This window comes from Mycobacterium sp. TH-M82 (assembly GCF_057473605.1).
The window spans coordinates 1-11,239 of sequence record NZ_JBYCKY010000765.1; the positions used below are offsets into that span (position 1 = coordinate 1).

General features: G+C 70.0%; 11 protein-coding genes. 7 read left to right on the top strand and 4 right to left on the bottom strand.

All coding sequences use genetic code 11. The features are described from left to right. Nucleotides 1-303, top strand: a 303-nt coding sequence (locus AC2VON_RS22615; RefSeq protein WP_486954872.1) for a pseudouridine-5'-phosphate glycosidase, incomplete at its 5' end; no start/stop codon positions are given. Nucleotides 304-349: 46 nt separating this feature from the next. On the opposite strand, the gene AC2VON_RS22620 is transcribed toward AC2VON_RS22615, so the two are convergent. Together AC2VON_RS22620 and AC2VON_RS22625 are read right to left on the bottom strand one after the other, a co-directional pair. Then, nucleotides 350-847 carry a group III truncated hemoglobin gene (locus tag AC2VON_RS22620; RefSeq protein WP_486954873.1) on the bottom strand — a complete coding sequence of 166 codons (498 nt, stop codon included), beginning with the start codon at nucleotides 845-847 and terminating at the stop codon, nucleotides 350-352. Next, nucleotides 840-1,589 (bottom strand): helix-turn-helix transcriptional regulator, encoded by a 750-nt coding sequence (locus AC2VON_RS22625; RefSeq protein WP_486954874.1) that lies wholly within the window; start codon nucleotides 1,587-1,589, stop codon nucleotides 840-842. The genes AC2VON_RS22620 and AC2VON_RS22625 overlap by 8 nt, the downstream gene beginning before the upstream one ends. 126 nt (nucleotides 1,590-1,715) lie before the next feature. Between AC2VON_RS22625 and AC2VON_RS22630 the strand changes: the two genes are divergently transcribed. Beyond that, nucleotides 1,716-3,137, top strand: a complete 1,422-nt coding sequence (locus AC2VON_RS22630) for an acyl-CoA synthetase (RefSeq protein ID WP_486954875.1) — start codon at nucleotides 1,716-1,718, stop codon at nucleotides 3,135-3,137. On the opposite strand, the gene dapD is transcribed toward AC2VON_RS22630, so the two are convergent. Continuing rightward, nucleotides 3,134-4,087, bottom strand: coding sequence for a 2,3,4,5-tetrahydropyridine-2,6-dicarboxylate N-succinyltransferase (dapD, locus tag AC2VON_RS22635; RefSeq protein WP_486954876.1), 954 nt, complete (start codon nucleotides 4,085-4,087; stop codon nucleotides 3,134-3,136). The genes AC2VON_RS22630 and dapD overlap by 4 nt on opposite strands. 72 nt (nucleotides 4,088-4,159) lie before the next feature. Between dapD and dapE the strand changes: the two genes are divergently transcribed. Then, nucleotides 4,160-5,245: a succinyl-diaminopimelate desuccinylase gene (dapE, locus tag AC2VON_RS22640; RefSeq protein WP_486954882.1), complete on the top strand. Its 1,086-nt coding sequence runs from the start codon at nucleotides 4,160-4,162 to the stop codon at nucleotides 5,243-5,245. A gap of 3 nt (nucleotides 5,246-5,248) precedes the next feature. Here dapE and AC2VON_RS22645 read toward each other — a convergent pair whose 3' ends face one another. Beyond that, a complete protein-coding gene (locus tag AC2VON_RS22645; RefSeq protein ID WP_486954877.1) occupies nucleotides 5,249-7,417 on the bottom strand; it encodes an AAA family ATPase in 2,169 nt (722 codons plus the stop codon). Between the two features lie 47 nt (nucleotides 7,418-7,464). Here AC2VON_RS22645 and AC2VON_RS22650 point away from each other — a divergent pair, with 47 nt between their 5' ends. The 4 genes from AC2VON_RS22650 to AC2VON_RS22665 all read left to right on the top strand — a co-directional run. Further along, nucleotides 7,465-8,028 carry an LOG family protein gene (locus tag AC2VON_RS22650; protein WP_486954878.1) on the top strand — a complete coding sequence of 188 codons (564 nt, stop codon included), beginning with the start codon at nucleotides 7,465-7,467 and terminating at the stop codon, nucleotides 8,026-8,028. A gap of 32 nt (nucleotides 8,029-8,060) precedes the next feature. Further along, nucleotides 8,061-9,860 (top strand): long-chain-acyl-CoA synthetase FadD6, encoded by a 1,800-nt coding sequence (fadD6, locus tag AC2VON_RS22655; protein WP_486954879.1) that lies wholly within the window; start codon nucleotides 8,061-8,063, stop codon nucleotides 9,858-9,860. Between the two features lie 38 nt (nucleotides 9,861-9,898). Beyond that, complete coding sequence (folP, locus tag AC2VON_RS22660; protein ID WP_486954880.1) at nucleotides 9,899-10,774, top strand: dihydropteroate synthase; 876 nt, start codon at nucleotides 9,899-9,901, stop codon at nucleotides 10,772-10,774. Beyond that, a partial coding sequence (locus tag AC2VON_RS22665) for a glycosyltransferase (protein ID WP_486954881.1) occupies nucleotides 10,771-11,239 on the top strand: 469 nt, incomplete at its 3' end. The genes folP and AC2VON_RS22665, both read left to right, overlap by 4 nt.

Sequence of the window (11,239 nt, forward strand, 5' to 3'; positions counted from 1 at the left end):
CCGCAGCAGGCCGCGCAGGTGCTGCGCGCCCGACGCCGGACCGGCACCGACGGATACGGGCTGGTGCTGGTCAACCCGATCGCGCCCGGCGACGAGCTGGACCGCGCGCTGCACGACCGAGTGCTGGCAGCCGGCCTGGCCGCCGCCGAGACGAGTGGCGTCCGCGGCAAGGATGTCACGCCGTTTCTGCTGGAGTTCTTCCATCGCGAGACGCACGGCGCCTCGGTCACCGCCAACGTGGCGCTGGTGCTGTCCAACGCCCGCCTGGCGGCCGAGATCGCCGCCGCCTACGCCAACGGCTGACGCGACCAGCCGAGGGAGAAACGGTAGCGCGGCTGTGCGCGCAGAGCTATATCAGGCGTCGAGACGACGCAGTCGTCGGCTGACCGGCTGGTCGACGCAGCGAGACCGCCAGTTCGGTATGGCGTCCCGCCAGCGTGTTGAGTTCGGGCGCGTCAGCGCCGGTGAGCGCTCGGTGCATGGCCCAGGCGACCCTGGCGGCCTGTGTTTTCGCGCGCTCGGCGACCGGTCCCGCATACATCGCGTCGACGGTGTTGTACCAGGTCGTCAGCCACCGGGTGAAGTGCCGGGTGGACAGGGCCGTGCGGTCGTGGACCTGCCGGTGAACGTCCTGCACCCGGCCGCGATAGCGTCGGACATGAAACAGCATGGTTTCCCAGAAGTCGGCCATCACCGGAATGTGCGAGTCCAGGCCGGTGGTCTCCCGTACCTCGGCGAACGGCCCGGCCAGGACGTCGTCGACCAGCACCTGGCCGTAGAAGGACCGCAGCAGCGCTTCCACGTCGGTGCGGTCGACCAGGTCCGCCATTTCGCGACACTCAGTCATCGGTGATCCGGGCGATGCACAGTTCGGGTTCGACGAACGGATCCAGCTCGGCGCGCAGTGTCGCAGCGCAGCCGGCAACCACCCCGGCGCCGAGCAGCCCGCGCAGCAGCCCCATGTGCATGCCGCAGCCGACTTCCGGGTGCGACCGGGCCAGATCACGCACCGGACATCCATGCAGCCGGATGGTCCGCTCACGCCGACCGTCCGGGGAGTCGGTCGCCTGGGCCAACTCTGGGGCGAACCCCATCCGGTCGAAGACATCGGCGATCATCGCGGCCTGGCGGTCGACAATGCGGTCGGGGTCGCCCGGTCCAGTGGAATCCCGGCCATCGTGTGGCTCACTGGCTTCGGCTGACCGATCTGCCACGATCCGGCCCGCCCAGCGTTGGCCGGCGCGCTCGGCGCGCTGTTGCCGCTGCGCGGTCGTGTCGCCCAGCTCCAGCGCGAAGACCTCGGCGAGGCTCCGGTAGTCCAACCGGTCGCGAACCGCCACATAGCCGGTGCGGGGACGACCGACACGGGCCTGTTTGATGCGGATGCGGGTGATCACGCCCTCCGCACACAGCGCATCCAGATGGAAACGCACGGTGGTGACGTGCAACCCTATCCGGGCGGCCAGTTCGGTAGCATCGATCGCACCGTCATGGTCGCGGACCAGCCCGAGCACTCGTTCCCGTTGCCGGTTGCGGGGCCACGGTGGGGGGCGACGAGCGCGACGTCGCGGTTCGGATTGTTTGTCCATCCGCGCACCTTTCGCCGTGCCGCCCTATTTAACGGATATTTTCGTCAATATTAGCAGCCAGCGGCCTCGGTGTGCAGCGAACCGGCTCCGGTCAGGTGCCGTTTCGGCACCGGTAACCTCGCTGACATGCTGCTGACCTCGCTGGATCCCGATGCTGCCCGCAGTGGTAGCGGTGGGCACGACGTCGCGGACGCGGTGCGCATCGACGGCAGAGCGCTCAGCCGCAGCGACCTGGTGGGCGCCGCGGCCTCGGTGGCACGGCGTGCCGACGGCGCGCACCGCGTCGCGGTGCTAGCCACCCCGACGGCGCCGACCGTGCTGGCGATCACGGGCTGTCTGATCGCCGGTGTACCCGTGGTCCCGGTGCCCGCCGACGTCGGTGTGGCCGAACGGGCCCATATCCTGGCCGACTCCGCGGCGCAGGCCTGGCTGGGGGAGCGGCCCGACGACCTCGCCGGCCTGTCGCACGTCCCGGTCGAATCGCAGGCCCGGTCGCCGCACCGCTTTCGCGAACCGCCCGCCGATGCCACCGCGCTGATCATCTACACCTCCGGCACCACCGGGCTGCCCAAGGGCGTTCGGTTGAGCCGGCGCGCCCTGGCGGCGGACCTGGACGCCCTGGCGGCAGCCTGGCAGTGGACCCCCGACGACGTGCTGGTGCACGGGTTGCCGATGTACCACGTACACGGCCTGGTGCTGGGCCTGCTCGGGTCACTGCGAGTGGGAAACAGGTTCGTGCACACCGGGAAACCGACGCCCGCCGGATACGCGCAAACCTGCGCGGACGCGGGTGGGTCGCTGTACTTCGGGGTACCGACGGTGTGGTCGCGGGTGGCGGCGGACACCACGGCGGCTCGCGCGCTCACCGCGGCGCGGCTGCTGGTGTCCGGCAGCGCGGCGTTACCGGTGCCGGTGTTCTCCCGGCTTGTCGAACTCACCGGGCATCCGCCCGTGGAGCGTTACGGCAGTACCGAATCGCTGATCACGTTGAGCACCCGTGCCGACGGTGAACGCCGGCCGGGCTGGGTGGGCCTGCCGCTGCGCGGGGTGCAGACCAGGCTGGTCGACGACGAAGGTGCTCCGGTCGCACGCGACGGAGAAACGATTGGGCGGCTTCAGGTCCGCGGTCCGACACTGTTCGACGGGTACCTCAACCGCCCGGACGCCACCGCCGAGGCGTTCGACGCCGATGGCTGGTTCCGGACCGGCGACGTCGCGGTGATCGGCGGTGACGGCATGCACCGCATCGTCGGACGCGAGTCGGTCGACCTGATCAAGTCGGGCGGCTTTCGCATCGGCGCCGGCGAAATCGAGACGGTGCTGCTCGGGCATCCCGGCGTCGCCGAGGCCGCAGTTGTCGGGCTGCCCGACGACGACTTGGGTCAGCGAACCGTCGCGTTCATCGTCGGGGACGCTGAGCCGGACGATTTGATTTACTATGTGGCACAACAACTGTCAGCGCACAAACGGCCGCGAGAAGTGCGTGTCGTCGACGCGCTGCCGCGCAACGCGATGGGCAAGGTGCTCAAGAGGGAGCTGCTGGATTAGTTGGCGTGCAGTTCCTCGTTGAGTGCGATGCCCTTCCCGTCGCGGGAGACAACCTCGACGGCTCCGGTCACCGAGTTGCGGCGGAACAGCATGTTGGCGCCACCGGACAGGTCGCGGGCCTTGGCCGCCGAGCCGTCCGGCATGACGACCTTGGTGCCGGCGGTGACGTAGAGCCCGGCCTCGATGACGCAGTCGTCGCCCAGCGAGATGCCCAGCCCGGAGTTCGCTCCGAGCAGGCAGCGCTTGCCGACCGAAATCACCTGTGTCCCACCGCCGGACAACGTGCCCATGATGGACGCGCCGCCGCCGACGTCGGAGCCGTCGCCGACCACCACGCCCGCCGAGATGCGGCCCTCGACCATCGACGTGCCCAGCGTGCCGGCGTTGTAGTTGACGAACCCTTCGTGCATCACGGTGGTGCCCGGGGCCAGGTGTGCGCCCAACCGCACCCGGTCGGCGTCGGCGATACGAACCCCGGTCGGGACGACGTAGTCGGCCATCCGGGGGAACTTGTCCACCCCGTAGACGGTCACCGGCCCGCGCCGGCGCAGGCGGGCGCGCACGGTCTCGAACCCGTCGATGACACACGGGCCGTGGTTGGTCCACACCACGTTGGTCAACACCGAGAACAAGCCGCCGGCGTTGAGTCCGTGCGGCGCTACCAGCCGGTGCGACAGCAGATGCAGCCGCAGGTACGCGTCGTGGGCGTCGGCGGCGGGTGCGTCCAGCGAGCCGATGACCGTGCGGACCGCGACCGTCTCGGTGCCGCGGTCCTCGTCACGGCCGACCAACCCGGCCAACCCGGCCAGCTGCTGCGGAATGTCGGTGCCGGACAGCCGGGTAGTGCCTGATCGACCGGAGTCGATCAGTTCCGGTGCGGGAAACCAGGTGTCGAGGACCGACCCGTCGCCGGCCAGCGTCGCCACCCCGATACCCGAAGCTGCGGTCATGGTGCTCCACGCTAGCAAGACGCGCCCTGGCGGTGCGGGCACCGCGGCGAGATGACCCACTACCCTGAGGACGTGCTGGACCTACGCGGAGATCCGATCGCGTTGACGGCCGCGCTGGTCGACATCCCCAGCGAGTCGCGGCAGGAGGCGCGCATCGCCGACGACGTCGAAACCGCGCTGCGGTCGCAGACTCCCCGGGCTTTGGGCTTCGACGTCGTCCGCAACGGCAACGCCGTCCTGGCCCGCACCCGGCTGAACCGAAAGTCGCGGGTGCTGCTGGCCGGTCATCTCGACACCGTCCCGGTGGCCGACAACCTGCCCGGCCGCCGGGACGGCGAATTGCTGCACGGTTGTGGCAGTGTCGACATGAAGTCCGGTGTCGCGGTCTTCCTGCACCTGGCGGCTACCGTTGCCGAGCCGCTCCATGACATCACGTGCGTGTTCTACGACTGCGAGGAGATCGAGGCGGCGGCAAACGGTTTGGGCCGCATCGAACGCGAGTTGCCGCAGTGGCTGCAGGCCGATCTGGCTATCCTCGGCGAGCCCACCGGCGGCTACGTGGAGGCCGGCTGCCAGGGCACGCTGCGTGTGGTCATCGAGGCCCGTGGCGTCCGCGCGCACTCGGCACGCTCTTGGCTGGGCGACAACGCGATCCACAAGCTCGGCGCGGTGCTCGACCGGCTCGCGGCGTATCGGCCGTGCACCGTCGATATCGACGGCTGCACCTACCGCGAGGGTTTGTCGGCGGTGCGGATCGACGGTGGCGTGGCCGGCAACGTCATCCCCGACGCGGCGGCGGTGACCGTCAACTACCGCTTCGCCCCGAACCGGTCGGTCGCCGCGGCGCTGCGGCATGTGCACGACGTGTTCGACGGGCTGGACGTGCACATCGAGCAGACCGACGCCGCCGCCGGCGCTCTGCCCGGGCTCACCGCACCCGCCGCCGCGGCACTGGTGGCGGCCGCGGGCGGGCGGATCCGGGCGAAATACGGCTGGACCGACGTGGCCCGGTTCGCCGCCCGCGGCATCCCCGCGGTCAACTACGGTCCCGGCGATCCCAGCCTGGCCCACCGGCGCGACGAGCACGTGCCGGTCGGTCAGATCACCGCCGCCGCGGAGCTGCTGCGCCGATTTCTCGGCGGCGCTACCCGGCGGTGACATTCACGCACCAGCGCATCGCCGCGCTTGCGCGTCGGCGTCGGCGGCCGCCGGGTGCAGCCCGGCTTCGGCCAGGTCCGCGGCGACCTCGGCCAGCGACAGGGCATCACGGGCCGCCAGCGCCCGGGCATGGGCGACCGTGAGCCGTCCGAACACACAGTCCGCCTCGACGGCGAGCCGTTGCGCGCGATACACCGCCTGCGTGTCACCGAGCCGGGCCGCGTCCTGCAGCGCACGCAGCGCGATGGCCGACTGGCCGCCGCGCTCGGCTGCCTGCACAGCGGTGCGGGCCGCCTCGACCGCCCCGGCCAAGTCGTCGCGAGCCGCCTTCGACCAGGCCTCGGCCAGCGCCAACTCCGGGGCGAACAACGCCGATTTCAGTCCGTGCCGCGACTGTGCACGGCTGAGCACCTTTGCCGCCTCGATCGGGTCGCCCTGCTGGCCGAGCGTCTGGGCGAGCAGCATCAACGCCAGCGGTCCCCAGGAGTAGCCCGTCGGCACCAGCACGTCGCAGGCCCGTCGCAGCAGCGTCACGGCGGTATCGAAGTCACCCTGGGCGGTCGCGACGTAGGCCACCAGCACCTCGCCGATGGCGCGTCCCGGCTGTTGCAGCTCGGCGAAGTCGGTGTGGCGCTGCGCCACCGAGCGCGCCTCGCTCAGCCGACCCGCCAGCATCAGCGTCAGCACCCGGCCGAAGCCGCTGGTGAACCGCAACAGGCCGGGATGTTCGACGGCCAGCGCCCGAGCAGCCAAAGCCTCGACGTCGTCGAAGGCGCCCACCCGGGCTGCTGACAGCGCCGCAGCCGATGCCGCCCAGCCCACCGCCGTCTCGTCGGCATGCGGCGATCTCAGCACCTCGCCGGCGATCCGCAACGCACGCAGCGGGGTGCCCGCGTTCATCGCGAAGGTGGCCATCAGCCCGTCGAGGGTGGCGCGCGAGGTCGCCGTGGTGATTCGCTCCCGTGTCGTCTGCAGGAACGCGGTCGCCTTCGCGGGTTGGCTGAGCATGAAGAACTGGTTGGCGGCCCGCGGCAGCGCCCAGGCCAGCAGTTCAGCCTCGGTGAGCTGTCCGGGGTCGACCGCCGACAACACGGCGTCGGCGTCGCGGCCCCGGCCCTGCCAGGCCAGCGCGTGCGCCAGCGGCAGCCGCGCCGGCAGGCCGGTGCCCCGGTCCAGAGCGTGGCGGGCCAGCCGCTCACCCAGCGTCAGGGCCCCCAGCCGCAGCGCCTGCTGCGCGGCGGCCACCACCTCTCCGACCGGCTGCGGTGCGTTGCTGTCGGCCGCCAGCGACGCCAGCCGCAGCCGGTCGCTGACCTGTTCGGACGGCTGCGCCAACAGCAATCTGACTAACTCGGTGCGCAGCCGTCGGGCACCGTCATCGCCCAGCGCAACCCGGGCCCGTGCTGCGAACAGCGGATGCGCGGTATAGACCACCGGGTCCGGCCCGCGCCCGCCGCGCACCCTGGTTTCGGTGACGCCGAGTTCTTCGGCCTCCCGGACCGCGTCGCGACCATGGACACCGGTGAGCTCGGTCAGATCGGCCAGCGACAGCGGCTCCTCGACGGCGAGGTAGTCCAGCACCGACCGGGCCGGCGTCGACAGCTCGGCGAGGAACTGGTCAACCTGGCTCAAGATCGTCGTCCCGCCCGGTGGTCCGATGGCTTCGATGTCCAGGCGCTGCAGCAGCCCATCACCCCATAGCGCGGATATTGCTTCCGGGGTTTCCGGCGCTTCCGGTGCGGCGTCGGCGCGTGCGGTGACGACCATCTGGGACATGCCGGCCAGGGCCAACTGGTACACCAGCGTGGCCGACAGCACATCTAGCTGATGCGCGTCGTCGACGACGAGCAGCAGATCGGCTTCTCGGGCGTCACCGGCCAGTGAGGCGCGGGCCGCCCGCAACAGCTCCGCCGGCTTCGGGAGATCAGCGGCGATATCCACCAGGTGACTGAAGGCACCGAACGGCACCGTGCGCTGCGCCGGGGTGCCGACGACCCAGCGGATGCTGGTGGCCGGGTGCTGGTGTGCGTGGTGCTCGGCAGCCAGCCGGGCCAGCGTGGATTTGCCGCCGCCGTCAGGTCCGAGAACGACGGCGCCTGCCGTGTTCTCCAGGGCGACGCTCAGTTGCTCCAAAGCGGCCGTGTGCTGGGGCACATTCCACCGAATCGGCACCGCGCGCATTTTACGGTGCCCAGCCAGCGCCGGATAGCCTTTCGGGTGTGGGCTCGATCCAGCGGGCGGTCTGCGTGTACTGCGCGTCGGGGCCGACCGATCCGGAACTACTGGCGCTGGCCCGTCGAGTCGGCGCGGCGATCGCGGATCGCGACTGGACGCTGGTGTGGGGCGGCGGCAACGTCTCGGCGATGGGGGCGCTGGCCGTCGCGGCCCGGGAGCGTGGCGGCCGGACCGTCGGCGTGATCCCGGCCATGCTCCTACACCGCGAACTGGCCGATACCGACGCCGACGAGCTGATCGTCACCGACACCATGCGGGAGCGAAAGCAGGTGATGGAGGATCGCTCCGACGCGTTTCTGGCGCTGCCCGGCGGCATCGGCACGCTGGAGGAGTTGTTCGAGGCGTGGACCGGTGGGTATCTGGGCGTGCATGACAAGCCGGTGGTGCTGCTGGACCCAGTCGGGCACTACGACGGGCTGCGGGCGTGGCTGTACGGGCTGGTCGACGACGGCTACGTCCCGCAGGCGGCGATGGACCGGTTGGTGGTGGTCGACGACGTGGACGCGGCGCTGGCGGCCTGCGAACCCCGGGCTGCCGAGGTTGATTAGGCTGGCACCTCAGATCGAAAACGAGGAATAACGTGTCTGATCACGACTTCGGTGCCAACACCTCGGTCGGGTTGCGTGACGTCGTCACCGGGCTGCCCGCCGTCGTGGTCGATCTGCCGATCATCCTGCGGGCGGTCATCACCGGCCTGCTGCCCCGTCCGAGCTCCAAGACCTCGATCGGCAAGCTCTTTCAGCAGCGGGCGGCCCGCCACGGCGACCGGGTGTTCCTGCGGTTCGGCGACACCCGGCTGACGTACCGCCAGGCCAACGAGACAGTCAACCGTTACGCCGCGGTGCTGGCCGCCCGCGGGGTCGGGCGCGGTGATGTCGTCGGAATCATGCTGCGCAACTCACCCAACGCGGTGCTGATGATGCTGGCGGTGGTCAAGTGCGGTGCCATCGCCGGGATGGTCAACTACCACCAGCGCGGCGAGGTGCTGGCACACAGCCTGACGCTGCTGGACTCCCAGGGTATGAAGGCGCTGGTCGTCGAGTCCGACCTGGTCGATGCGGTGGCCGACTGCGGCGCGCCGGGTGCTGATCCGCTGGCCATCGAAGAAGTCGAGCGACTGGCTGTCGGCGCACCCACTGCCAACCCGCCTTCGGCGTCGGCGGTGCTGGCCAAAGACACGGCGTTCTACATCTTCACCTCCGGTACGACCGGATTTCCCAAGGCCAGCGTGATGACTCACCAGCGGTGGCTGCGGGCGCTGGCCGGGTTCGGCGGGGTGGGGTTGCGGCTGCGCAGCCGCGACACGCTGTACAGCTGCTTGCCGCTGTATCACAACAATGCGTTGACGGTCGCGGCCGCATCGGTGATCAACGCGGGTGCGACGCTGGCGCTGGGCCGCTCTTTCTCGGCCTCCCGGTTCTGGGACGAGGTGATCGGCTACGACGCGACGGCCTTCGTCTACATCGGCGAGATCTGCCGGTACCTGCTCAACCAGCCGGCCAAACCCACCGACCGCGCGCATAAGATCAGAGTCATCTGCGGCAACGGGTTGCGCCCTGAGATTTGGGACGCGTTCGCTGCCCGGTTCGGCATCAGCCGCATCTGTGAGTTCTATGCTGCCAGCGAGGGCAACATCGCGTTCATCAACGTCTTCAATGTCGCCCGAAGCACCGGCATCCCGCCGACGCCGTTCGCTTACGCCCAGTACGACCCGGATACCGGTCAGCCGCTGCGCGACGCCACCGGCCGGGTGCGGCGGGCCCCGGCCGGTCGGCCGGGGCTATTGCTCAGCCCGGTCAACAAACTTCAGCCTTTCGACGGTTACACCGACTCGACGGCCACCGAGAATAAACTGGTGCGCAACGCTTTCCGTGACGGTGACTGCTGGTTCAACTCCGGCGACGTGATGCGGCCGCAGGGGATGCGTCATGCGGCGTTCGTCGACCGGCTCGGCGACACCTTCCGGTGGAAGGGCGAGAACGTCGCCACCACGCAGGTCGAGGCGGCGCTGACGGCCGACGCTGCGGTCGAGGAGTGCGCCGTCTACGGCGTGGAGATCCCCGGCACCGGTGGCCGCGCCGGCATGGCCGCGGTCACGTTGCGGGCCGGTAGCGAGCTCGACGGCGCGGCGCTGGCCCGCACGCTGTATCAGCGGCTGCCCTCCTACGCGGTGCCGCTGTTCGTGCGGGTGGTGGACTCGATAGCGCATACCACGACGTTTAAAAACCGCAAGACGGAGTTACGCGAGCAGGCCTACTGCCCTGACAAGTACGGCAACCGGGACCCGCTGTATGTGTTGGCCGGCCGCGAGGACGGCTATCTGCCCTACTACGCCGACTACCCCGACGAGGTCGCAGCCGGCAAGCGTCCGCAGGGCTGACCTACCCCCGCTCCGGCGTGACCGGGCACCATGGACGGGTGAAGTCAACCCTGTGTGGTCGTCCGGTGACGGGTGACCGTGCGCTGATCATGGCGATCGTCAACCGCACCCCGGACTCCTTCTATGACGCCGGCGCCACCTTCAGCGACGAGGCGGCCAAGTCCGCGGTGCACCGGGCCGTCGCCGACGGTGCCGACGTGGTCGATGTCGGCGGCGTCAAGGCCGGACCGGGCGAAACCGTCGACACCGACACCGAGAGCGCCCGCGTGGTGCCGTTCATCGAATGGCTGCGAGCCGCCTATCCGGCCACGTTGATCAGCGTCGACACCTGGCGTTCGACGGTGGCCGAACGCGCCTGCGCGGCCGGCGCCGACCTGATCAACGACACCTGGGGTGGTGCCGACCCCGGGTTGCCGGCGGTGGCCGCCGAATTCGGGGCCGGGCTGGTGTGCTCGCATACCGGCGGTGCCCCGCCGCGCACCCGCCCGTTCCGGGTGAGCTACGGAACGACCACCCGCGGCGTGGTGGATCAGGTGATCGACGAGGTCACCGCCGCCGCCGAACGCGCGGTGGCGGCCGGGGTCGCGCGCGAGAAGGTGTTGATCGACCCCACCCACGACTTCGGTAAGAACACCTACCACGGGCTGACGCTGTTGCGGCACACCAAAGACCTTGTCGACACCGGCTGGCCGGTGTTGATGGCGCTGTCCAACAAGGACTTCATCGGCGAGACGCTGGGTGTGGGTCTGACCGAACGCCTGGAGGGAACCCTGGCGGCGACCGCACTGTCGGCTGCGGCCGGCGCCCGGATGTTTAGAGTGCACGAAGTGGGGCCGACCCGGCGTGTTCTGGAGATGGTGGCGTCGATACAGGGTGTACGCGTACCCACGCGCACAGTAAGGGGACTTGCATGACAGACCTTGTTGACCAGGTCTTGGCTGGTCCAGCCACGCTGGCCGATGACGTCTGGCTCTCCGAGCGCACCTGGAACCGTCCCGACTGGACGGTCGCCGAGCTGACGGCGGCCAAGTCCAGGGCCGGGCGGACCATCTCCGTTGTACTGCCCGCCCTCGACGAGGAAGCGACCATCGAATCTGTCATCGACAGCATCACCCCGCTGCTGGGCGGGCTGGTTGACGAGTTGGTTGTGTTGGACTCCGGTTCCAGTGACGGTACCGAGATCCGGTCCGTCGCCGCGGGCGCGCGTGTCGTGACCCGTGAGCAGGCGGTGCCCGAGGTCGCCCCGCAGCCCGGCAAGGGCGAGGCGTTATGGAGGTCGCTGGCGGCGACCAGCGGCGACATCGTGGTGTTCGTGGACTCCGACCTGATCGACCCGGACCCGATGTTCGTGCCGAAGCTGGTCGGGCCGCTGCTCACCG